Genomic DNA, 21,842 nt, shown 5'->3' on the forward strand with positions numbered 1-21,842 from the left:
AATAATAGTTTAAAGGTTTAAAGTTTAAATGTTTAAGATTGTTTGGATTTAAACAACATTAAACAATTTTTGAACAACATTAAACATTTTTAAAATTCAGCATTTTTAAAATTCAGCATTTTGCGGTGTTCTTGGAAACGGAATTACATCTCTAATGTTTGTCATTCCGGTTACAAACAACACCAAACGTTCAAAGCCTAATCCGAAACCGGAATGCACTGCGGTTCCGAATTTTCGGGTATCTAAATACCACCATAATTCTTCTTCGTCGATGCCGAGGGCTTTCATTTTTTCAACTAAAACATCATAACGTTCTTCTCTTTGTGATCCTCCAACAATTTCACCAATACCCGGAAATAAAATATCCATGGCTCGAACTGTTTTTCCATCTTCATTTAAACGCATGTAAAATGCTTTTATTTTTGCCGGATAATCGAATAAAATCACCGGACATTTGAAGTGTTTTTCAACTAAAAAGCGTTCGTGTTCACTTTGTAAATCAGCACCCCATTCGTCAATTAAGTACTGGAATTTCTTATTTTTATTGGGTTTAGAATTACGTAAAATGTCTATTGCTTCTGTGTAAGTTACTCTTTTAAAATTGTTTTCCATAACGAAATTCAATTTTTCCATTAAACTCATTTCACTACGTTCATTTTGAGGCTTTGATTTTTCTTCTTCTAACAATCGTGTTTCTAAGAATTTTAAATCATCAGCACATTTTTCAACAGTATATTTGATAACATATTTAATGAAATCTTCTGCCAAATCCATGTTGGCATCTAAATCATTGAAGGCAACTTCAGGTTCAATCATCCAAAATTCGGCCAAGTGACGCGATGTATTTGAATTTTCTGCTCTAAACGTTGGGCCAAAAGTATAGACTTGACCTAATGCCATGGCATAGGTTTCTGCTTCTAATTGACCGGAAACAGTAAGGTTTGTTTCTTTTCCAAAAAAATCTTCTTTATAATTTACTTTTCCTTCTTCAGTACGCGGTGTTTTGTCAAAAGGTAAAGCGGTTACTTTAAACATTTCACCTGCACCTTCGGCATCAGAACCTGTAATTATCGGCGTATTTACATAGAAAAAGCCTCTTTCTTGAAAATACTGATGTACTGCAAATGATAAAGTAGAACGCACTCTCATGATAGCTCCAAATGCATTGGTTCTAACACGAAGATGGGCATTTTCTCTTAAAAATTCTAAAGAATGTTTCTTTGGCTGCATCGGATATTTTTCAGCGTCAGAATCGCCAAGAATTTCCAATTGAAGCACTTGTACTTCATATTTCTGACCGGCACCTTTGCTTTCTACTAAATTTCCGCTGATAGATAATGCGGCTCCGGTTGTTATTCTTTTTAAAACAGTTTCCGATGTGTTTTCAAAATCAACAACACATTGAATATTGTGAATGGTTGAACCATCATTTAAAGCAATAAATTGATTGTTTCTAAATGTTCTTACCCAACCTTTAACAGTAATATCGTTAAGAGTAGTGGTGGCGTTTAAAAGGTCTTTTACTTTTTTGTTGTTTTTCATTTTCATTACTTTTTCAGTATACAAATATAATTGAATGTATTTTTTTATTTATCATTTAATTCGTTTTCAATAGTATCTTCAGCAAGAATATCAATTTTTGGTTCAATAAATGCTTGTTCGTTTGCAATAGTTTTTTCTAACGAAAGTAATAAAGCGGGTAATAATAATAAATTAGATAGCATGGCAAATAATAATGTTGCAGAAACCAATCCACCTAATGCTACAGTGCCACCAAAACTGGAAATCATAAACACAGAAAATCCAAAAAATAACACGATAGAGGTGTAGAACATACTAACTCCTGTTTCGCGAAGTGCATTAAAAACCGATTTGCGAATTTTCCAATTGTTAGCTTTCAGTTCCTGTCTGTATTTTGCCAAGAAATGAATTGTGTCATCAACAGAAATTCCAAAAGCAATACTAAATACCAAGATGGTTGATGGTTTTATTGGGACTCCCAAATAACCCATCATTCCGGCGGTTATTAGTAACGGTAAAATATTTGGCAACAAAGAAACCAAAATCATCTTAAATGATCGGAACAAATAGGCCATAAACAACGATATCAAAAAGATAGCAAACAAAAGCGACAAAATTAGGTTGTCAACCAAATAGGAGGTTCCTTTTTGAAAAACCAAAGCTTTACCGGTTAGGGTTACTTTATATTGATCTGGCGGAAATACTTTGTTGATTTTGTCCCACAATTTTTCTTCAATTTTCACCATTTTATCAGTGCCGATATCTTTCATGAAAGTAGTAATTCGGGCATATTGTCCGGTACTATCCACATAACTTTTCATTAGATTTTCTTTGCCGCCTTTGGTTGCATTTTTTGCATAAGTCATAATAAATCCTTGTTCTTGAGCTGTTGGAAGCTCATAATATTCCGGATTGTTATTATAATACGTTTGCTTTGAATATTTAACCAAATTAACAATAGAAGAAGGAGCAGACAATTCAGGAATTTCACTAATCGTCTCTTGAAGTTCATCCATTTTTCTTAAGGTTGAAAGCTTCATTACACCTTTTTTTCTTTTGGTGTCAATCATGATTTCCAGAGGCATAACCCCATCAAATTCATTTTCAAAAAATACAATGTCTCTAAAGAAATCGGTTTTTTTTGGCATGTCTTCAATTAAACTCCCGGAAATTCTGATTTGATAAATACCGATAATACTTGCCACTAAAAGCACTACTACTGATATGTAAATTGAAATGCTTTTTTCTTTTACCGTTTTTTCAATCCAATTTACAAAAGTTTTTGTGTAAGTTTTATTTAAATGTTTCAAGTGCTTTTCTTTTGGCAAAGGCATGAAACTGTAAATAATAGGAATCACCAGCAAACACAAAATGAAAAGCAATACAATATTTAATGAAGCTACAATACCAAATTCTGTTAGTAGTTCACTATCGGTAATGATGAATGTAGCAAATCCGGCTGCCGTTGTAAGGTTGGTCATTAACGTTGCATTTCCTACTTTTGAAATGACACGCTGTAATGATTTTGCCTGATTACCATGATTTTTGATTTCCTGTTGGTATTTGTTGATTAAAAAAATACAGTTCGGAATTCCAATTACAATAATTAACGGTGGGATAATTGCGGTAAGCACAGTAATTTCAAAACCGAGTAATCCTAAGGTTCCAAAAGCCCACATTACGCCAATAATTACAACACACATTGAAATAAAAGTGGCTCTGTAACTTCTAAAAAAGAAAAAGAAAATTAAAGAAGTAATTAATAATGCGGCAAGAACAAAAAGACCAATTTCATCAATAATGTTTTGAGAATTTAAAGTTCTGATATATGGCATGCCCGAAACTCTTAGGTCAATTCCTGTTTTTTCTTCAAATAATTTTATTTCGGGAATTAATACTTCGTCAATAAATGTTTTGCGTGCTTGTGTATTTACAATCTCTTTATCTATATATATTGCAGAACGAATAGTTCCGGTTTTTTTATTATAAAGTAAGTTTTCATAAAAAACCAAATTTTCGAAAAGTTCTTTCTCAATTTCAGCTAGATAAGTGTCATTTTTTTCTTTTTTTGGATCAAAAAGGGGCACCATTTCAAAGGTTTCGTCTTCTTGATTTTTTTGAAGTTTTTGAAGTGATTCAACAGAAACAACAAATTCAACAGCTTTATCTGTTTTGAGTGTTTCCATCATTTTGGTCCAAGCTTCAAATGATTTGGATGAAAAAAAAGTGGTATCTTGAACTCCAATTATTATCAAATTTCCTTCTTCTCCAAATTTATCCAGAAAATGTTTGTATTCTTCATTAACCTCATGATGGTCAGGAAGTAAATTGGCTTCAGTATAAGTAAAACGCATGTTTTTCCACTGTATCGCCATGAATACTGTGAAAAGTGCAATCAGTGAAAGAATAAAGATTCTGTTTCTTAAAATAATTCTGGCAATTGCTTCCCAAAACCCTACGCTAAACCATTTAGCCATACTACTTTTTTAATGGTTGCAAAGGTAAGCATTTATGCTAAAAAACATAAGTTGACAAAGTAATATTATGGTAATTTAGTTACCTATGAAATCATGTTTTATCTTTGCTTCATCTATAAATTAAAAAATCATGAATTGGATAGTTTTGATAATCGCCGGACTTTTTGAAGTAGGCTTTGCATTTTGTTTGGGAAAAGCAAAAGAGTCTACTGGCTCCACTTCACTTTTTTGGATGATTGGTTTTTTTATTAGCTTAACAATCAGCATGTTTTTGTTGTATAAAGCTGTGCAAACGTTACCTATCGGGACGGCCTATGCTGTTTGGACGGGCATTGGAGCAGTGGGAACAGTATTAGTTGGGATTTTTATTTTTAAAGAACCGGCTGAATTTTGGCGAGTGTTTTTTATCACCACTTTAATCGCCTCTATTGTTGGGTTAAAATTAGTTTCAAACTAAAATTAGATTCCTAAATCAAGTGAAAATGTGATTTTTAATGCGATGTTATCTTCAAATCTACTCAATTGATTTGGGCCATATCGATAAAATCCGGCTAAACCAAGACCTTTGTAAATTTGGTTTAATTCAATACCCGACTCAAAAAAACCATCGTTCAAGGTTTTGTAGTTCAAACCAATATGTTGCTCGGGTTTTTCCATTTCGCCCCAAGCCATTCGGGTAACCATAACCAAAGCAGGTTTTACTTTCTTAAAAAGTTCAATTCGTTTAAAACCATGTTTAAAATGCAACATTACATAACGATTCGAAAAAAATTCATTGAAATACATGGTTTCAAAACTGTTTTTACCGGCAACAGTTACACGTTGTAACAATCGGTCTCTGTCAAGATTGTTGGGTTGATTGTTGTATAAATGCGTTAGTGGGACATCGCCATAAGCATAACCCGCTTGTGCTAAAAGTGACGTTTTTTGACCGTTCAGATATTTTTTTTCATAATCAGCCCTAATGTCAATTTTACCAAATGAAAAATCATTTTCAAATACATCAGGCATCGATTGTGTCCATTGAAAAGTGAACTTAGGGAATCGTTTTTCAACTTCAAAATTACCTTTTGGCGTATGCATAAAATCACTAAACGGATTCCATTGCATGGATACCGAAGCAGTGGTCATGGTGTAATTGGTATAAAGATTTCCATTCAAATTGAAAACATAATCAAACAAAGGTGTCACATGACTTCTGTTCAATTGCCAAATGCTTTCGGTTTTAGGTAAAATTTTAGTTTCTACAAAACCTTTCCAAGTTTGATGGTTGTAAAAAGTACTAACGTTGATGGGTCTTGGGTCATAAATTTTAAAAACCCGTTTGTCAATATTAAATTTTGTACTACCAATTTCACTCACATCATCAGTATAGGAAGCACCAATCCATGAGTTGGAATAGTTGCCAATTCGGGTTGCGGCACCAAGTTGGTATTTTATGGTTTCATCTTTCAAACCATAGGCAGTATAACCCTCTAATCTGAATTTCTTTGAAAAGCGATCGTTGGTTTTTCCGCCAATTCCAAGTCGGAAACCTTCATAATTGTTATAACTCAGAAGGTATTTTAAATCAAAATCTATCGGGCCAACCGGTAAATACCCATTGATGATTTTTCTGCCAAATAGTATTTTTGATTCAATGCCACGTTGCATTGAGATGCTATCGAGCGAGGCATAGGTGTTTTTATCTCTAAAACTTAAATTTTCTTTTCTATAATTATCCCAAAAGGATTCGTCTTTTTTGATGGCTGATTCTAAAACTTCTATCGTAAACGTTTTGTTGTTTAAAGAAGAAGTGGGTTCAAAGTTTAAATCAAAATAGGAAGTTTTTGAATCTAAATAGGTGAAATCGGAAGCATATTTAGGTCGGGTGAGTTCTGTGTTTTTATATTCACCTTCAAAAATAATTGTTCCGCCAAGCACTTTTATTGGATCGTCATTTTTTCCTTTTACGATTTTAATTTCGGTTGTTGATGGGAACCATAATTTTTTCGCATCATTGAATTCATAATCATGAATGGAAGTTAAATCCAAAATTCCTCGAATTCGAAATATTGCTTTTGAAATAGCATAATTTTCTTGGTCAATAAATAAAATCCCTTCTAAACCTTTCCGATTTATTTTCTTTTTATTTTTAAAAAACAGCACATACGAAGGTCTATTATTTACAGAAATAGAGTCAATGAGTTGGAAGGTATAATCGGATAAACCAATTTTGGAAATGGGACTAACGTATTTTGATTCAAGTAAATCATATTTGTCATCATATAGATTGTAGGTTTCCAGTTTTAATCCGATAACTTCATAAATAGGTTCTTTGAAACCTGACATTTTTGAACCCACTACCGTTTCTTTAAAAAAATTCTTTTCCCACTGGAACTGCGAAATTTTTTCAGTTTGAAAGAGATGTTGCTTTTCAATTATTTTTTTGAATTTATAATCGGAAGAATCGATTTTAAATTTGTTTTTTTTGGGATTATAAACACTGTCAATTCTGCCAACAATTGAATCCGGATTAGCCGTGATTGTTACTTTATTATAACTTTTAAATTCAAATCTTGAAATGGCTTTTTGAGGGTTGTTTTTGTTTTTATTTTGAAAAACTTTTGCAATTATTTTTTCTGCATTTTCAATAGAAAATAATTCAGCAGCTTGTCTTTTTTCTTTAGATAAAGGATCTAAGTAAATAGTCTTTTCAAATTGTACACTATGTGTTATTGTTTTCTTGGTATAACCTGAACGAATAAAATGTATAGGTAAATTGTTATCAGAATACGAAAAATTAAATTTTCCATTTACGTCAGTAAACAATTTTTCTCCTGAAGAAAATGCAATAGTTACATAAGGAATAGGTTTGTTAGAATCAACATCCTTAACAATTCCATTCAAAGTGTTTTGAGCGGAAATTGAAATTGAAAAAAATAAAAACAAAAAGAGTAGTTGTTTCATGCAGTGTATTCTTATCACAAAAGTAAATCATAAAATGAAAAATCCACTCAAAGGAGTGGATTAGATTATTAAACTTTCATGATTTCTGCTTCTTTGACAGCTAGAATATCATCGATTTTTTTTATAAAAGCATCCGTTAGTTTTTGAATGCTATCTTCGGCTGTTTTACAAATATCTTCTGAAGTTCCGTTTTTTTCTTCTTTTTTGATGTCGGTATTGGCATCTTTTCTGGCGTTTCTAATTCCGATTTTGGCATCTTCAGCTTCCGATTTAGCTTGTTTTACCAAATCTCTTCTGCGTTCTTCGGTTAAAGGTGGAACAGAAATGATGATGTTGTCACCATTATTCATTGGGTTAAAACCTAAATTGGCAATTTGAATCGCTTTTTCAATTGGATGTAACATGTTTTTTTCCCAAGGCGTAACTGTGATGGTTCTTGCATCGGGAACATTTACGTTTGCCACTTGCGAAAGCGGTGTTTGCGAGCCATAATAATCTACAAAAACACCACCTAACATTTGAGGTGTTGCTTTTCCGGCTCTGATGTTTAAAAATTCTTTTTCTAAATGAGCAATAGAACCATTCATGTGTTCTTTTGCCGTATCGATAATAAATTCTATTTCTTCAGTCATGACTATATTTTTTAATCGTGATTTTTTTTTACAATAATTGAGCCATTATAAGGTAACTGTGGTTCCTATGGTTTCGCCGTTACAAACTTTTAATAAATTACCTTCTTTGTTCATGTCAAAAACAATTATTGGCAATTTGTTTTCCTGACTTAATGTGAAAGCGGTAGTGTCCATTACGTTCAATCCTTTGCTTAGTACTTCTTCAAATGAAATATAATCAAATTTAACAGCGTCTTTATTTTTTTCAGGATCGGAATTATAAACACCATCAACACGAGTACCTTTCAAAATAACATCTGCACCAATTTCTACACCTCTTAAAACAGCAGCGGTGTCGGTTGTGAAATATGGATTTCCTGTTCCTGCACCAAAAATAACAATTCTTCCTTTTTCTAAATGGCGAACGGCTCTTCTTTTGATATAGGGTTCGGCTATTGCTTCAATTTTTAAAGCAGTTTGTAAGCGAGTTAACATTCCGGCTTCTTCCAATGCACCTTGCAATGCCATCCCGTTAATTACAGTTGCAAGCATTCCCATATAATCACCTTGCACTCTATCCATTCCGTTACTAGCTCCGGCAACACCTCTAAAAATATTTCCGCCTCCAATTACAATGGCAATTTCAACCCCTTTTTCATGAATCTGTTTGATTTCTTTTGCATATTCTGCCAGTCTTTTGGGGTCAATACCATAGTTTCTATCTCCCATTAAGGCTTCTCCACTAAGTTTTAAAAGTATTCTTTTATATTTCATGAGTCAAGTTTTGTGGTGCAAATATAAAGAATAATTGATTTTATTGCAGTAAAAAATAGTGTAGTTTCTATTTAGTTGTTAGCTGTTTTTAAAATCTTCATATGATTTTTTTGCCGCCTCATATCCAATGTTATAAATAATTTCCATTTTAACTTTGCTGGTTTCAAAAGTCCCAAAGGATGATAATTCATCAGGTTCAATTACCCAATCACATAATGTGAATTTCTGCATTACATTATTGGCGGTGAGTAAATCAAAGGCTCTTGAAGTAATTGCTTTTATAGAATTTAAATCTTTGTTTTCAATTTTTTGAATGGGACTTACATAGATTCCAATTAATAAATCACATCTTCCTTGTAAAATATCCGTTGGAAAATGATTCAAAATTCCTCCGTCACTATAAAGAACTCCGTCAATTTCATAAGGCGACATGATCCCCGGAAATGCACTCGATGCCAAAATAGCATCAACTATTTTTGTTTTATTGTCAAATATTTTAAGTTTTCCTTTAACCATGTCTGTAGCGGTGATATGAATAGGAATTTTTAATTCTGATAAAGTAGCTTTTCCAAAAACATCAATGAAGTATTTTTTAAAAGATTCACTATCAATCAAGCCGGCTTTTTTAAAAGTAAAATGTCGCCAATTGAAAAAATAAATGGATTGGAAAAAGGCTAATATTTCTTTTGGTGTTTTTCCAAAACTGTAGAGAGCTCCAACAATTGAACCGGCACTAGTTCCTGCAATTTGATTAGGAATTAAATCATTTTCTTCCAAAAACTGCAAAGCACCAGCCTGAGCAATTCCTTTAGAACCACCACCTGATAAAATAATGCCAATTTTTTTTGATTGCATGTAAAAGAGTTTATATAAAAATACATTTTTCTGATGAATGTAATTAATGTTACACGCGAAAAATAAATTTAATACTACTTTTGCATTGTCAAATAAAAAGTCATGAAAAATTTACTTAAAAATAGTATTGAAAATAGCTTGTCTTATGCAGATTACCGCAAGCATGTGTCCGAATTGTTGAAAGAGGGCAAATCAACTGGTAACGAACAATCGGAAGACTTAACAAAATATAGTGAACTAAATGAAGTCCGCATGAATCGTTTGGATAAAACCATTCAAATTACTGAGGAGGTTAGGGCAGGTTTAGCTAATTTACAATCAAAATATATATGGCTGGTTCTCTCTGAAGGTTGGTGTGGCGATGCGGCTCAATTGTTGCCAATCATTAATAAAATGACTGAACTATCTGAAAATATCGATTTGCGAATTGTTCTTCGTGACGAGAATGAAGATTTGATGAATCAGTTTTTGACTAATGGTGGAAAAGCCATTCCCAAATTATTGATTTTGGATGCGGAAACATTAACTGTTTTAAGCGATTGGGGACCAAGACCGGAAAGTGCAAAAAACCTAATTTTAGACTATAAAGCTAAACATGGAATTGTGGATGAAACCGCCAAAACTAACTTGCAAAAATGGTATTTGCAGGATAAAGGGGTGAGTACGCAAAATGAAATTATGGCTTTGGTTGACAAATGTGAAAAGCAACTAGTTTAACTTTCCAACAATTTTAATTTTTTTAGAAGTAGAAATTCCACCGGGATTACAACCAAGTTCTCCTTCTGGAATTTCTATTTTTAGTTTTTGATAATAATCAACCCAAGCAGAGAAAAATTCATTTGTATTTGGCTGTTTGAACGTCATCGGTTGTAGTTCGAAAAAAGGTTTACCATAAGCATTTAAAAAAGCATCATAAATTAATTCCGAACAATAATACTTTCCGTTATCATACAAATAATCATCATCATACGGAATTCCGATTTGCTGGTTGGAAAACGAAATAACTTGCGGAATTAGTTTTTTATATTTCGATTTTACTCTTCCAATAAACATAGTGGTTTGTGTGTTTTTTGAAAACTGTTCCAACGTCACTTTTCGAACGGCATTTCCGGCGGCTTCGATGATAAAAACAGAGTCGTTTTCAATTACAACCAATCCCAAATGACTAAAATCATTGCCGTCATATCCTTCGGTTACAGCGTGAATGGCTTCGCATAAATCGCCACAATTCATCTTTTGAAAAAGTAAATCGCCGGTTTTTAATTGAGTTGATTGGCCAAAAATAAATATGGAAACAAGAAGAAATAGAGAGGAAAGTAAATTACGAATCATGTTTTGATTTTTCTGACTTGTTTAATGATTTTTGGTGAACGACTTCCGTGAAATGCTCTTAACACTTCAATTTTATTGGCTCTAATTCGGTAGATAATTAAATAAGAACCTAAAATGATATTTCTGTAAATTTTGGTTTTGGTTTCAAGATGACGACATTCGGGATGAAGGAGGTATTGTGTTTCGAGTTTTTCAACATCGTTTAAAATTGATTCAAAAAAAAGATCAGCCAATCTCAATCCAAATGTAGCTTCTCCATATTCATAAATGTCCTGAATATCCTTATAGTAAAAATTAGATTTTACGACTTCTTTCTCTCTGCTCTCCATTTGTCAAAACGCTCTTTGAATTCTTTAAGTGTCATAAATTCACCTTCTTCCGCTTCTTTAATAAGCGAAACAAATTCATCCTGCGACATAGGTTTGCCTGGAGTTGCTAAGTTTTTAGATTTATCTTTTGATGTTTTCATGGCTATGAATTGAATAGTAAAGATAAGAAAAAAATAAATGCTTCTTATTTTTTCAATAAATTTGATTCAAAATCATCCGGCGAAACTGCACTTTCAACCGAATAATCGCCAATTTTTGTGCGACGCAAAACCGTCAAATGAGCACCGGACTCAAGAGCTTTTCCAAAGTCGTGAGCTAACGAACGAATATAAGTTCCTTTGCTACAAACTACTCTAAAATCAATTTCGGGTAAATCAATTCGGGTAATTTCAAATTCATGAATGGTGGTTTTTCTACTTTCCATTTCCATTTCTACACCGGCACGAGCGTGTTCATACATTCGAATTCCGTCTTTTTTAATGGCTGAAAAAACAGGTGGTTTTTGATCGATTTCACCTAAAAATTGCGGTAAAATTTGATTAATTAATGTTTTGTCAATATGATTTATAGAAAATTTTTCATCAATTTCAGTTTCCAAATCATACGATGGAGTAGTTGCTCCCAATTTGAAAGTTCCTGTATATTCTTTGGGTTGACCTTGAATTTCTGTGATTCGTTTGGTGAATTTTCCTGTGCAAATAATCAATAATCCGGTGGCTAAAGGATCTAATGTTCCGGCGTGACCAATTTTAAATTTTTTAGGTAGACCTAATTCGCGTTTCAAAGCGTATTTCAACTTATTAACCGCTTGAAAAGACGACCAAGTTAATGGTTTATCAACTAAAATGACTTGTCCTTCTAAAATTTCTTCCGCTGTCATTCGTTAAAGCGTTAAACCGATGATAATTGCCAGTAAACCCACAACTAAACAATAAATTGAAAAATATTTTAATTTGCTGTTTCTAACCAATTTAACCATCCAGCTACAAGCAAATAAACCTGCGATAAAAGCCGCCAAAAATCCAGCGGATAAATAACCAAAACTTGATTCATTATAAACTAAATCGCCACTCATAAGGTCTTTCGCGATTTTTCCAAAAATCAACGGGACCACCATCAAAAAAGAGAAACGAGCTGCTTTGCTTTTATCAACACCTAATAAAACAGAAGTTGAAATGGTTGCTCCCGAACGAGAAATTCCGGGAAGCATGGCAATCGCTTGAGCAATTCCGATGAACAAAGCGTTTTTAAAACTAACAGGCTTTAAAGTGTTTTGGGCTTTATCTGCAAAAAAAAGTAATAAAGCAGTAACGATTAACATAAAACCGACAAAAATCACATTGCCGTCGAAAAGTTGTTCTAATTCTTTTTCAAACAACAATCCTATAATTACAGCAGGAATCATAGATAGAATAATCTTCAATGAAAATTGAAAAGATTCATTCCATTTAAATTGAAACAATCCAGTGATGATTTCCACAATATCTTTTCTAAAAACCACTACAGTACTCAAAGCTGTAGCGAAGTGAACGATAACAGTAAATAATAATCCTTCTTCAGGCATTTTATCTTCACCCAAAATCGCTTTAGTAAGTTCTAAATGTCCGCTGGAAGAAACAGGTAAAAATTCAGTTAGACCTTGGATAATACCTAAAATGATAGCTTCTAAAATACCCATTATGGATTTAGTAAATGATTAGTTATTATTGAAATAAATAGAAAATTATTTCTTCGGATTTTTCAATATCGCATAAATTACTACTCCAAAACCGGCTAAAACAACCGTTGGAGCAATTTTTATTCTTCTGGCATTGAAAATCGCATCACTGAAAACAGTTGGATCATCACTACCACCACCGCTCATTAAAATGAATCCTAAGGCAATTACGGCTATCCCAATCAAAAGAATTTTATAATTTACTTTTTCAAACAGAAATTCCTGTTTTTGTTCGTTTTTACTGCTCATTTTTTTCGGTTATAATTAATATAAATCATCTGTTCTAAGGTTTAAGAATTTTTGCGTAGCAAAGAAAGTACTAAACCAAGAAATTAAAATTCCTAAAAATAATACACTCAATAAAACGGCTCCAATCATAAACTTGTCTTCTAAAATATTTAGTTTTGGAAAGTTGGAATCAATATAAAATAAAACGGCAACTATGGCAATGATAGCTAACACTGCCCCGATGATTCCTAGTTTGATGCTTCTCCAAATAAATGGTTTTCTGATAAAAGATTTAGTGGCTCCAACCATTTGCATAGTTTTTATAATGAATCGATTGGAATAAATTGATAATCGCATCGAACTGTTGATTAACAAAACAGCAATCAAGGCTAAAAACCCTGTGATTACTAAAATCCAAAAGGTGATTTTTTTGATGTTATCGTTTACTAAATCTACCAAATGTTTGTCGTAAACAATATCAGAAATCATTTTATTTTGCTTGAATTCTTGCTCGATTTTTTTGATGCTGTCTGCAACAACATAATCCGCTTTTAAATGGATGTCGTATGAATTTTGTAAAGGGTTAAATCCTAAAAACTGCATAAAATCTTCACCAATAATATCTTTGTGTTTTGAAGCGGCGGTTTCTTTGGATACAAAAGTGTCCGTTTTTACAAAAGTGGATTCTTTTAGTTTTTTGCCAAAGTTTTTAAGTACGCTGTCACTTGCCACATCTTTAAAATAGACTGACATTGGGATTTGTTCTTTGAAGTCGTCGGATAATTTTTTAGAATTAATAACAAACAATCCTAAAACGCCCAACAAAAAAAGTACTAAAAACACACTTAATACAACAGAAAAATAGGAAGAAATAAGTCGTCTTTTTTGATACTTTTCGTAAGATGATGCCATAAAACTAAATTTAAGCCGTAAAATTAAAAAAGAAATTGGTTAAACCACAGTTTATAACGTTCAAAGTTTTGACTTTAGTACAATAAACGTAAATTTGCCCTTTAAAAAGAAAAAAAAACTTAGCAACTCAGAAACTCAGTTTCTCAGCATCTCAATAAAATGAAATACTTCCACGAACAAATCGAAGCCAAATGGCAAAAATATTGGGCAGAAAACCAAACATTTGCCGCACAAAATAATTCTGAAAAACCAAAATATTATGTGTTGGATATGTTTCCATATCCATCTGGTGCCGGTTTACACGTTGGTCATCCGCTGGGATATATTGCTTCAGATATTGTGGCTCGATACAAACGTCACAAAGGTTTTAATGTGTTGCATCCGCAAGGCTATGATTCGTTCGGACTTCCGGCGGAGCAATATGCCATTCAAACCGGACAACATCCTGAAAAAACAACTAAAGAAAATATCGCTCGCTATCGAGAACAATTGGATAAAATCGGATTTTCATTTGATTGGAGCAGAGAAGTGCGTACTTCCAATCCGGATTACTACAAATGGACACAGTGGATTTTTATTCAATTATTTGAATCCTATTATTGCAAACAAGCCGATAAAGCATTTCCGATTTCAGAATTGGTAAAAGTGTTTGAAGCCGAAGGAAATGCCAACGTTGATTTGGTATGTGATGATGGTGTTGAATTGTTTACTGCGGCTGAATGGAATGCTTTTTCATCTGAAAAACAGCAAGAGATTTTATTACAATATCGCTTAACCTATTTAGCCGAAACTGAAGTAAACTGGTGTCCCGCTTTGGGAACTGTTTTAGCTAACGACGAAATTGTAAACGGCGTTTCCGAACGTGGAGGTCATCCCGTAATTCGAAAAAAAATGACGCAATGGAGCATGCGAATTTCTGCTTATGCAGAACGATTGCTTCAAGGTTTAGAGACAATTGATTGGAGCGAAAGTATTAAAGAAAGTCAACGAAATTGGATTGGGAAGAGTGTGGGAGCATCTGTTACGTTTCAAGTTTCAAGTTCCAAGTTTCAGGTTGAGGTGTTTACAACAAGACCCGACACCATCTTCGGAGTCACTTTCATGACACTTGCACCCGAACATGAATTGGTGTCACAAATCACAACGCCTGAACAAAAAGCTGCTGTTGAAGCCTATGTTGAAGCCACTGCCAAACGTTCCGAAAGAGAAAGAATGGCTGATGTGAAAACCATTTCAGGTGTTTTCACAGGAGCTTATGCTGAACATCCTTTTACTAATGAACCAATTCCAATTTGGATTGGCGATTATGTATTGGCAGGATACGGAACCGGAGCTGTAATGGCCGTTCCTTGTGGGGACGAACGTGATTATGCATTCGCTAATTTCTTTAAAGGAAAAGAAGGAATGCCCGAAATTAAAAACATTTTCAACCAAGATATTTCCGAAGCGGCTTTTGCAGAGAAAAGTGGTTTTGAATTAGTGAATTCCGATTTCTTAAATGGGTTGGATTATAAATCCGGAACCAAAAAAGCCATTGAAGAATTAGAAAAAATAAAAGGAGGAAAAGCAAAAGTAAATTACCGTTTGCGTGATGCGGTTTTTTCCCGTCAACGGTATTGGGGAGAACCATTTCCTGTTTACTACGTAAATGGAATGCCGCAAATGATTGATGCAAAACATCTTCCAATCATTTTGCCGGAAGTAGAGAAATATTTACCAACTGAAGACGGACAACCACCATTAGGAAATGCTACGCATTGGGCTTGGGATGTTGAAAAGTTGCGAGTTACGAGTTGCGAGTTGATTGATAACAAAACTGTTTTCCCATTAGAATTGAACACAATGCCGGGTTGGGCAGGTTCTTCGTGGTATTGGATGCGTTATATGGATGCTCACAACGAAAACGAATTTGCCAGCCAAGATGCTTTAAATTATTGGGAAAATGTCGATTTATACATTGGAGGTAGCGAACACGCCACCGGACATTTATTGTACTCCCGTTTTTGGAATAAATTTCTAAAAGACCGCGGATTCATCACACCCGAAGAACCGTTTAAAAAATTGATTAATCAGGGGATGATTTTGGGGATGAGTGCGTTTGTTTATAGATTTTATACAATTCCTATGATGGGAAAAAAGGCAACTGGAAATTTCGAAGATGTTGTAAGTAGAAGTTTTACATCTAATATTTTTGTTAGTAAAAAATTAGCTGATCAGTTTGAAAACGAAACTTATGATACAGATTTGTGGTCAAAAATTATGAAAATCTTAAACCAACAAATTGAACTAGCAAATTCTAATCTAAAAGAAAAAGAATCAAAATTTACTCAGTTTACCAATTTTAAAACAATTCCTTATCATGTAGATGTTAACTTAGTAAATTCGTCAGACGAAATAAGTTTGAATCAACTACAAAATTGGATGCCAGAATTCAATAATGCTATATTTATTGATGAAAATGGGATTGAAACTGATAAAATAATCGTCGGTCGCGAAGTCGAAAAAATGTCCAAATCCAAATACAACGTCGTTAATCCTGATGATATTTGCAATCAATACGGAGCCGACACCTTACGTTTATACGAAATGTTTCTTGGTCCGTTAGAGCAAGCCAAACCTTGGAATACGGCCGGAATTACCGGTGTTTCCGGTTTCTTGAAAAAATTATGGCGTTTGTATTTTGACGATAATGGTTTGATTGTCACTAACGACGAACCAACTGCTGAAATGTACAAATCATTACACAAAACCATCAAAAAAGTAACAGAAGACATCGAGAATTTCTCGTTCAATACTTCGGTTTCACAGTTTATGATTTGTGTGAATGAATTGGCTCAGTTAAAATGCAATCACCGAAAAATTTTAGAACCGTTAGCTATTTTAGTTTCACCGTATGCTCCGCATATTGCCGAAGAATTATGGAGTCAATTGGGTCACAAAGGTTCGGTTTCAACGGTTGCTTTTCCTGTTTTTGAGGAGAAATATTTAGTTGAATCCGAAAAAGAATATCCGGTTTCTTTTAATGGAAAAATGCGATTTACCATCAAATTACCGTTAGATCTAACCGCTGCTCAAATTGAAGAAATCGTCATGACAGACGAACGAACACAAACTCAATTGCAAGGAAGAACACCGAATAAAGTAATTATCGTTCCCGGAAAAATCATCAACTTAGTAGGGTAATTTCATAAAAAAGTTTTAGTCACGGGTTTGCAAATTCATTTGTGAATCCGTGTTTTTTTATAAATTATAATAAAATCATAAATTTTAGTTTCAGAATAAAAATCTTATATATTTTTGAAATAATTAAAAATTAAACTCATGAGAAAAATTTATTTGATTGCAGCCTTATTTGTATTCCAGTTTTCATTTGGTCAAGAAGAAATAACCAACACTTCTGATGGTCCAAAAATGGTTAAATTTGATTTATACATAGGTGTAGGTGGAGTTTTTTACAATGATTTTTCAATTAACGAAAAAATTAGAGCTTCCAGCATGCCCGAAATTCGCGAAGCAATGCCGGAATTTTTAGTTGGATTTAATGTGTTGTCTGAAAAGTTTTCGTTTGATACAGAATTTGCTTCGTCGTATTCAAAAAACAAAAACAGTTCCTCACAAAATAAATTGACAAGTTTTTCAACACGTTTACGTGGGCATTATAATTTTGTCAATGAATCTAAGTTTTTATTTTCAGGAGGTATTAATTTGGCGTATTCTCGCAACGATTTAAATTTGTATTCAAGAGACAACACAATCAATTTGAATGATTTGAATCCTGAAAATAATTCGGGACATGTTAGTTTGTATAACAATGTTTTTTATGCCGGACCTTCTGTAGCATTCAATTTAAAAAGAAAAGAAAAATTGAGCATTCGTATGAATGTTGGTTACGAGTTTGCTTTTACAAACGGCAAATGGAAATCTGATTTTGCGAATGTTTCCAATACGGTTAAAGAGAATGGACAAAACCGATTAATGGTGGGCGTTGTTTTCTTTTAAAAACTGACAAAATAGCATATTTGTTAAGGCTGTATTAATTGGTTTAAAATTTGCTATATTTATTGTAATTTTAAACTCTTAAAAAAATAATTATGTTTATAATATTGATGGTAGCAATCATGGGAGCTAGCTGGTTAGTTAGTAATAGATTGCAAAGTAAATTTGACAAATATTCCAAACTGCATTTGCAAAATGGAATGAGTGGAGCTGAAATTGCCGAGAAAATGTTGGCCGATCACGGCATTAGAAATGTACGTGTGATTTCAACACCGGGAAGATTAACCGATCATTATAATCCTGCGGATAAAACAGTCAATTTGAGTGAAGCGGTTTATAACCAAAGAAATGCTGCCGCTGCTGCTGTGGCTGCTCACGAAGTTGGTCATGCCGTGCAACATGCAACTGCCTATTCTTGGTTAACCATGCGTTCTAAATTGGTTCCGGTAGTAAGTGTTGCTTCTCGATTTGTACAATGGATTTTGTTAGCCGGAATTTTGATGGTCAATACATTTCCTGAGTTACTTTTGGTAGGTATCGTGATTTTCTCCATGACTACCTTGTTTTCAGTTGTAACGTTGCCGGTTGAATATGATGCCAGCAATAGAGCATTAGCTTGGTTAGAAAACAAACGAATCGTAAATCAACAAGAGTTAGCCGGTTCAAAAGATGCATTAAAATGGGCAGCAAGAACTTATGTAGTTGCAGCAATTGGCTCAATAGGAACCTTGCTTTATTATGTCATGATCTACATGAATAGAAGATAATTTTTTGAAAATATACAAATCAAATCCGTTATGAAAGTAACGGGTTTTTTTATGGAGCATCACAAGCGAAAGCAAATTAGCACAACAGTTGTTTGGATTTTTTTCATTCTGAATCTTTGAGACTTATTCCCGTTTTCCACTTAGTGCCTTCTTTACTTCGTGGCAAAAAACCCGCAACCCGTAACTTTTAAAGTTGTATCTGTCTCTCAATCTGCTGTTCCAGCGAAATAAACGTTTCCGTTCTCGAAACGCCATCAATCGGTTGAATTCTTTTGTTCAACAATTGCATCAAATGTTCGTTGTCTCTACAAATAATTTTAATTAAAATACTCCAATTTCCGGTGGTGTAATGACATTCTAAAACTTCCGGAATTTTTTTTAATTCTCTCACAGCATCTGAATTGCTGGAAGCTTTATCCAAATAAACGCCAATAAATGCCATAGTTTTATAGCCTAAAACTTTATTATTAATGATGAATTTTGAACCGGAAATGACACCGGCTTCTTCCAGTTTTTTTAACCGTTGATGAATAGCTGCTCCGGAAATTCCGATTTTGTTGGCAATTTGTAAAATGGGTTTTCGGGCATCCTCCATCAAATTACGAAGAATTTCTTTGTCTATTCCGTCTATTTCAATTTGAAGTGAATTGATTTTCATGGTTGTAAATTTTAATCAAAAGTATTTAAAAAGTTTTAAAAATTAGTTTTTCATTTAATTTTAGTTACAATTTAATTATTGCTTTTAATTGTACTTTTCAACTTTATTTTACGTTATTAGGTTTCTAATGTAGAAAAAATTAAATTTGTTTTTATAATTTTTTAGAACCAAACCAACTCTAATGAAACGCAACTCATATCTTCTACTGTTTATTTTTCTTTTCACAACCGTTTATTCACAAGAACAAACCGATTCCGGTTCACCTGCAACTATGAATGGTTCTTTAGATCAACAATTTGAATATGTTTTACAGAAGTCGAATAATTTTCAGGAATATAAAGTAGTAAAAAAGGATTTTTTGTTGTTGCTAAAGAAAAACAGTATTGATTCTTCCAACCGATTCAAAAAGGAATTGGTTGCTATAAAAGAACAAGTAGCTTCACATGATAACGAAGTGAAAATTTTAAAAGACACACTTGCTACAACAAAAGTGGAGTTAGAAAAACTACAATCGGCTCAAAACAATATTTTATTTTTAGGTGCTCCTGTCAGCAAAACAAACTACAATCTTATCATGTGGGGAATTGTAGCCGCATTATTTTTATTTTTGTTTCTACTGTTTTTTCAAATGAGAAATGCAAAAGCCACAGCCAAAGAAGCCAAAGAAGCTAGTGACAAAATAGAATCCGATTTTGAAGATTACAAACAAAAAGCTCTGGAAAAAGAACAAAAATTGGGGCGTCAACTTCAAGATGAAATCAACAAACACAAAGCTTCCAAATAAGGTTTAACTTCCAACATTGTTGGGATTGTAACCCATGTAAGGCACTTCTTTATCATTAAAAATAACACCAAAAGTTTCCAATTCTTTTAAAATGGGTTCATAAACTTCTTTTTGAATAGGAAGTTGAACGCCTGTAGTTTTAATGTTTCCTTTCAGAATTTGAAGAGTGGCAATTGCAACGGGTAGTCCCACGGTTTTTGCCATAGCGGTATAGGTTTGGTCTTCGCCAATACAAACCATGGTGCTGTCAATTTGTTTCTTCTCGCCGTTTAATTCATAACCAAATTTGTGATACATCACAATCATGTCTTTATCGTTTGGTTGCAAAGCCCATTTTTCAGCTAAGATGTGTTCTAGATATTGTGCCGGAGAAGCATTTTTTAAACCTGATTTTTTAGTAGCATTAAACAAATCCAATTCCACCAATTTGTCCCATATTACGTCATCTTGATCAATTTTTAGATAATGACGTAATTTTAATTCTACCGAATCCGTGGGATGGTAGGCCAAAAAAGAATTAGTAAAATCGCGATAACTCATGTTCTCAGAATTTTCCATGGTATAGGTGTCGTCGGTCATGCCTAGTTGAACTAACATGTCCCAAGCTTTTGAATAGCCCACTCTTCGCAATGTTCCGCGATACATGGTTTGAATGGCATCCAAACCATAAATGTTTCTGTATTTTAAGGAGTCACGGTTAGCATAACCTTCAAAACGGCCGTAACCTTCCACTTCCATAAATTCAGTTCTACGGAATAATTTATTATAAGGTATGTATTTGTATTTTCCTTCCTGAATAAATTTTGAAACACCACCTTGACCTGCCAAAACTACATTTCTTGGGTTCCATGAAAATTTATAATGCCACAGGTTTGTATCACTTTCGGGAGCAACTAATCCGCCACAAAACGATTCAAATTGAATCATTTTTCCGCCTTTGGCTCTAATTTCATCAATTATTTTCATGGCACTCATGTGGTCAATTCCCGGGTCAAGACCAATTTCATTCATAAAAAGCAAACCGTTTTCTTTTGCCAAAGCATCCAATTCCTGCATTTCTTTACTAATATAGGATGCAGTTACCATGTTTTTTTTGAAGGTAATGCAATCTTTGGCGATATCAACATGAAGATGAGCCGGAAGCATTGAAATAACAATGTCGGCCTTTTCAATTTCTTTTTGACGGTCGGATACAGCAAATATATCTAAAGCTATTGCTCTTGCATTTTTATGATTTTGAACTTTCTTTTCTGCTAATTCAAGAGATAAATCGGCAATAGTAATTTGAATAGCTTCTTCTTCAGATTTGTTTAATAAGTACTTTATAAGAGAGGATGCCGATCGTCCAGCACCAATAATTAGAATTTTTTTCATGCCATAATTAATATCACACGAAAGTAGGCATTTGTTATAATTCAAACAAAATTTAAGATGTTAATTATAACGTTTGCGTAAAAAGGTTTTTTAAATTTGACTATAAATTCAAAACATGAATAAAAAACTTGTACTGGCCGCATCCGTCTTAGGATTATCAGCAATAATTTTAGGAGCATTTGGAGCTCATGGTTTAAAGAAAATACTAACAGCCGACGAATTAATTACTTTTGAAACGGGCGTGAAATATCAAATGTATCATGCCTTGTTTTTACTGTTCTTAGCATCAAATACTTTGGTTTCGGAATCGGCAAAAAAAGTAATTTTTTATTTGGTTCTACCGGGCGTTTTGTTCTTTTCAGGTTCCATTTATTTATTGGCCACAAATAATGCTACGGCTATTGATTTTTCATATTTAGGACCCATCACTCCAATAGGAGGTTTGCTTTTAATTCTAGCTTGGGGAAAGTTATTTGTAGCTGTTTTTAGCAAAAAATAATAATTTTAAATTAAAAAAAGCAACGTAAGGATTTAATTTTTTACTTTTGCAGTCAATTA

Annotated in this window: 22 protein-coding genes; 7 read left to right on the top strand and 15 right to left on the bottom strand. The window is 33.4% G+C overall.

The genetic code is table 11. The annotated features are described in order from the left end of the window. Nucleotides 1-105 precede the first annotated feature (105 nt). The gene (gene asnS, locus IEV15_RS03630; protein WP_188361144.1) at nucleotides 106-1,542 is read right to left on the bottom strand and encodes an asparagine--tRNA ligase; all 1,437 of its coding nucleotides are present in this window, start codon (nucleotides 1,540-1,542) and stop codon (nucleotides 106-108) included. Between the two features lie 44 nt (nucleotides 1,543-1,586). Continuing rightward, nucleotides 1,587-3,998, bottom strand: coding sequence for an efflux RND transporter permease subunit (locus tag IEV15_RS03635; protein WP_188361145.1), 2,412 nt, complete (start codon nucleotides 3,996-3,998; stop codon nucleotides 1,587-1,589). A 130-nt stretch (nucleotides 3,999-4,128) separates the two neighbouring features. On the opposite strand from IEV15_RS03635, the gene IEV15_RS03640 reads away from it, so the two are divergent. Beyond that, the gene (locus IEV15_RS03640) at nucleotides 4,129-4,455 is read left to right on the top strand and encodes a DMT family transporter (RefSeq protein ID WP_188361146.1); all 327 of its coding nucleotides are present in this window, start codon (nucleotides 4,129-4,131) and stop codon (nucleotides 4,453-4,455) included. 2 nt (nucleotides 4,456-4,457) lie between these two features. Here the strand turns inward: IEV15_RS03640 and IEV15_RS03645 are convergent, their stop codons facing one another. The 4 genes from IEV15_RS03645 to IEV15_RS03660 form a co-directional block, all read right to left on the bottom strand. Continuing rightward, on the bottom strand, nucleotides 4,458-6,947 hold the full coding sequence (locus IEV15_RS03645) for a DUF5686 family protein (RefSeq protein WP_188361147.1): 2,490 nt from the start codon (nucleotides 6,945-6,947) through the stop codon (nucleotides 4,458-4,460). Between the two features lie 68 nt (nucleotides 6,948-7,015). After that, a complete protein-coding gene (gene frr / locus IEV15_RS03650; RefSeq protein WP_188361148.1) occupies nucleotides 7,016-7,579 on the bottom strand; it encodes a ribosome recycling factor in 564 nt (187 codons plus the stop codon). A gap of 45 nt (nucleotides 7,580-7,624) precedes the next feature. Further along, the gene (gene pyrH / locus IEV15_RS03655; RefSeq protein WP_188361149.1) at nucleotides 7,625-8,332 is read right to left on the bottom strand and encodes a UMP kinase; all 708 of its coding nucleotides are present in this window, start codon (nucleotides 8,330-8,332) and stop codon (nucleotides 7,625-7,627) included. A gap of 78 nt (nucleotides 8,333-8,410) precedes the next feature. Next, the gene (locus IEV15_RS03660; RefSeq protein ID WP_188361150.1) at nucleotides 8,411-9,187 is read right to left on the bottom strand and encodes a patatin-like phospholipase family protein; all 777 of its coding nucleotides are present in this window, start codon (nucleotides 9,185-9,187) and stop codon (nucleotides 8,411-8,413) included. A 102-nt stretch (nucleotides 9,188-9,289) separates the two neighbouring features. On the opposite strand from IEV15_RS03660, the gene IEV15_RS03665 reads away from it, so the two are divergent. Continuing rightward, the gene (locus IEV15_RS03665) at nucleotides 9,290-9,904 is read left to right on the top strand and encodes a thioredoxin family protein (RefSeq protein ID WP_188361151.1); all 615 of its coding nucleotides are present in this window, start codon (nucleotides 9,290-9,292) and stop codon (nucleotides 9,902-9,904) included. On the opposite strand, the gene IEV15_RS03670 is transcribed toward IEV15_RS03665, so the two are convergent. The 7 genes from IEV15_RS03670 to IEV15_RS03700 are packed head-to-tail and all read right to left on the bottom strand — an operon-like array spanning nucleotide 9,896 to nucleotide 13,705. Continuing rightward, nucleotides 9,896-10,519 (bottom strand): YiiX/YebB-like N1pC/P60 family cysteine hydrolase, encoded by a 624-nt coding sequence (locus IEV15_RS03670; RefSeq protein WP_188361152.1) that lies wholly within the window; start codon nucleotides 10,517-10,519, stop codon nucleotides 9,896-9,898. The genes IEV15_RS03665 and IEV15_RS03670 overlap by 9 nt on opposite strands. Continuing rightward, nucleotides 10,516-10,848, bottom strand: coding sequence for a type II toxin-antitoxin system RelE/ParE family toxin (locus IEV15_RS03675; RefSeq protein WP_188361153.1), 333 nt, complete (start codon nucleotides 10,846-10,848; stop codon nucleotides 10,516-10,518). Before IEV15_RS03675 ends, IEV15_RS03670 begins: the two co-directional genes overlap by 4 nt. Next, on the bottom strand, nucleotides 10,821-10,988 hold the full coding sequence (locus tag IEV15_RS03680; RefSeq protein ID WP_188361154.1) for a hypothetical protein: 168 nt from the start codon (nucleotides 10,986-10,988) through the stop codon (nucleotides 10,821-10,823). The genes IEV15_RS03675 and IEV15_RS03680 overlap by 28 nt, the downstream gene beginning before the upstream one ends. Before the next feature lie 44 nt (nucleotides 10,989-11,032). Beyond that, complete coding sequence (gene truB, locus IEV15_RS03685; protein ID WP_188361155.1) at nucleotides 11,033-11,728, bottom strand: tRNA pseudouridine(55) synthase TruB; 696 nt, start codon at nucleotides 11,726-11,728, stop codon at nucleotides 11,033-11,035. Between the two features lie 3 nt (nucleotides 11,729-11,731). Next, nucleotides 11,732-12,526, bottom strand: coding sequence for an undecaprenyl-diphosphatase UppP (uppP, locus tag IEV15_RS03690; RefSeq protein WP_188361156.1), 795 nt, complete (start codon nucleotides 12,524-12,526; stop codon nucleotides 11,732-11,734). 45 nt (nucleotides 12,527-12,571) lie between these two features. Then, nucleotides 12,572-12,814 carry a DUF3098 domain-containing protein gene (locus tag IEV15_RS03695; RefSeq protein WP_188361157.1) on the bottom strand — a complete coding sequence of 81 codons (243 nt, stop codon included), beginning with the start codon at nucleotides 12,812-12,814 and terminating at the stop codon, nucleotides 12,572-12,574. Nucleotides 12,815-12,829: 15 nt separating this feature from the next. Further along, the gene (locus IEV15_RS03700) at nucleotides 12,830-13,705 is read right to left on the bottom strand and encodes a cell division protein FtsX (RefSeq protein WP_188361158.1); all 876 of its coding nucleotides are present in this window, start codon (nucleotides 13,703-13,705) and stop codon (nucleotides 12,830-12,832) included. Between the two features lie 159 nt (nucleotides 13,706-13,864). Between IEV15_RS03700 and IEV15_RS03705 the strand changes: the two genes are divergently transcribed. The 3 genes from IEV15_RS03705 (at nucleotide 13,865) to IEV15_RS03715 (ending at nucleotide 18,468) form a co-directional block, all read left to right on the top strand. Beyond that, nucleotides 13,865-16,888, top strand: coding sequence for a leucine--tRNA ligase (locus IEV15_RS03705; RefSeq protein WP_188361159.1), 3,024 nt, complete (start codon nucleotides 13,865-13,867; stop codon nucleotides 16,886-16,888). A gap of 138 nt (nucleotides 16,889-17,026) precedes the next feature. Further along, a complete protein-coding gene (locus IEV15_RS03710; protein ID WP_188361160.1) occupies nucleotides 17,027-17,704 on the top strand; it encodes a hypothetical protein in 678 nt (225 codons plus the stop codon). 92 nt (nucleotides 17,705-17,796) lie between these two features. Further along, on the top strand, nucleotides 17,797-18,468 hold the full coding sequence (locus tag IEV15_RS03715; protein ID WP_188361161.1) for a zinc metallopeptidase: 672 nt from the start codon (nucleotides 17,797-17,799) through the stop codon (nucleotides 18,466-18,468). 187 nt (nucleotides 18,469-18,655) lie between these two features. Here IEV15_RS03715 and IEV15_RS03720 read toward each other — a convergent pair whose 3' ends face one another. After that, nucleotides 18,656-19,126, bottom strand: a complete 471-nt coding sequence (locus IEV15_RS03720) for an Lrp/AsnC family transcriptional regulator (protein WP_188361162.1) — start codon at nucleotides 19,124-19,126, stop codon at nucleotides 18,656-18,658. Between the two features lie 181 nt (nucleotides 19,127-19,307). Between IEV15_RS03720 and IEV15_RS03725 the strand changes: the two genes are divergently transcribed. Then, nucleotides 19,308-19,910, top strand: a complete 603-nt coding sequence (locus IEV15_RS03725) for a tRNA (guanine-N1)-methyltransferase (RefSeq protein WP_188361163.1) — start codon at nucleotides 19,308-19,310, stop codon at nucleotides 19,908-19,910. A gap of 3 nt (nucleotides 19,911-19,913) precedes the next feature. Here the strand turns inward: IEV15_RS03725 and IEV15_RS03730 are convergent, their stop codons facing one another. After that, nucleotides 19,914-21,284 (bottom strand): saccharopine dehydrogenase family protein, encoded by a 1,371-nt coding sequence (locus IEV15_RS03730; RefSeq protein WP_188361164.1) that lies wholly within the window; start codon nucleotides 21,282-21,284, stop codon nucleotides 19,914-19,916. A 115-nt stretch (nucleotides 21,285-21,399) separates the two neighbouring features. Here IEV15_RS03730 and IEV15_RS03735 point away from each other — a divergent pair, with 115 nt between their 5' ends. Next, entirely contained in the window at nucleotides 21,400-21,783 is a 384-nt protein-coding gene (locus tag IEV15_RS03735; protein WP_188361165.1) for a DUF423 domain-containing protein, read from the top strand. Nucleotides 21,784-21,842: the final 59 nt, after the last annotated feature.

It is taken from the genome of Flavobacterium orientale (assembly GCF_014638005.1).
Taxonomy (GTDB): Bacteria; Bacteroidota; Bacteroidia; order Flavobacteriales; family Flavobacteriaceae; genus Flavobacterium; species Flavobacterium orientale.

What these genes read in the sequence shown, in the direction of transcription:
- IEV15_RS03670 (WP_188361152.1), bottom strand. Translation starts at nt 10,519, where the DNA reads ATGATTCGTAATTTACTTTCCTCTCTATTTCTTCTTGTTTCCATATTT.
- IEV15_RS03645 (WP_188361147.1), bottom strand. Translation starts at nt 6,947, where the DNA reads ATGAAACAACTACTCTTTTTGTTTTTATTTTTTTCAATTTCAATTTCC.
- IEV15_RS03730 (WP_188361164.1), bottom strand. Translation starts at nt 21,284, where the DNA reads ATGAAAAAAATTCTAATTATTGGTGCTGGACGATCGGCATCCTCTCTT.
- IEV15_RS03700 (WP_188361158.1), bottom strand. Translation starts at nt 13,705, where the DNA reads ATGGCATCATCTTACGAAAAGTATCAAAAAAGACGACTTATTTCTTCC.
- IEV15_RS03680 (WP_188361154.1), bottom strand. Translation starts at nt 10,988, where the DNA reads ATGAAAACATCAAAAGATAAATCTAAAAACTTAGCAACTCCAGGCAAA.
- IEV15_RS03640 (WP_188361146.1), top strand. Translation starts at nt 4,129, where the DNA reads ATGAATTGGATAGTTTTGATAATCGCCGGACTTTTTGAAGTAGGCTTT.
- IEV15_RS03695 (WP_188361157.1), bottom strand. Translation starts at nt 12,814, where the DNA reads ATGAGCAGTAAAAACGAACAAAAACAGGAATTTCTGTTTGAAAAAGTA.
- IEV15_RS03665 (WP_188361151.1), top strand. Translation starts at nt 9,290, where the DNA reads ATGAAAAATTTACTTAAAAATAGTATTGAAAATAGCTTGTCTTATGCA.
- truB (WP_188361155.1), bottom strand. Translation starts at nt 11,728, where the DNA reads ATGACAGCGGAAGAAATTTTAGAAGGACAAGTCATTTTAGTTGATAAA.
- asnS (WP_188361144.1), bottom strand. Translation starts at nt 1,542, where the DNA reads ATGAAAAACAACAAAAAAGTAAAAGACCTTTTAAACGCCACCACTACT.
- pyrH (WP_188361149.1), bottom strand. Translation starts at nt 8,332, where the DNA reads ATGAAATATAAAAGAATACTTTTAAAACTTAGTGGAGAAGCCTTAATG.
- IEV15_RS03710 (WP_188361160.1), top strand. Translation starts at nt 17,027, where the DNA reads ATGAGAAAAATTTATTTGATTGCAGCCTTATTTGTATTCCAGTTTTCA.
- uppP (WP_188361156.1), bottom strand. Translation starts at nt 12,526, where the DNA reads ATGGGTATTTTAGAAGCTATCATTTTAGGTATTATCCAAGGTCTAACT.
- IEV15_RS03675 (WP_188361153.1), bottom strand. Translation starts at nt 10,848, where the DNA reads ATGGAGAGCAGAGAGAAAGAAGTCGTAAAATCTAATTTTTACTATAAG.
- IEV15_RS03660 (WP_188361150.1), bottom strand. Translation starts at nt 9,187, where the DNA reads ATGCAATCAAAAAAAATTGGCATTATTTTATCAGGTGGTGGTTCTAAA.
- IEV15_RS03715 (WP_188361161.1), top strand. Translation starts at nt 17,797, where the DNA reads ATGTTTATAATATTGATGGTAGCAATCATGGGAGCTAGCTGGTTAGTT.
- IEV15_RS03635 (WP_188361145.1), bottom strand. Translation starts at nt 3,998, where the DNA reads ATGGCTAAATGGTTTAGCGTAGGGTTTTGGGAAGCAATTGCCAGAATT.
- frr (WP_188361148.1), bottom strand. Translation starts at nt 7,579, where the DNA reads ATGACTGAAGAAATAGAATTTATTATCGATACGGCAAAAGAACACATG.
- IEV15_RS03720 (WP_188361162.1), bottom strand. Translation starts at nt 19,126, where the DNA reads ATGAAAATCAATTCACTTCAAATTGAAATAGACGGAATAGACAAAGAA.
- IEV15_RS03705 (WP_188361159.1), top strand. Translation starts at nt 13,865, where the DNA reads ATGAAATACTTCCACGAACAAATCGAAGCCAAATGGCAAAAATATTGG.
- IEV15_RS03725 (WP_188361163.1), top strand. Translation starts at nt 19,308, where the DNA reads ATGAAACGCAACTCATATCTTCTACTGTTTATTTTTCTTTTCACAACC.
- IEV15_RS03735 (WP_188361165.1), top strand. Translation starts at nt 21,400, where the DNA reads ATGAATAAAAAACTTGTACTGGCCGCATCCGTCTTAGGATTATCAGCA.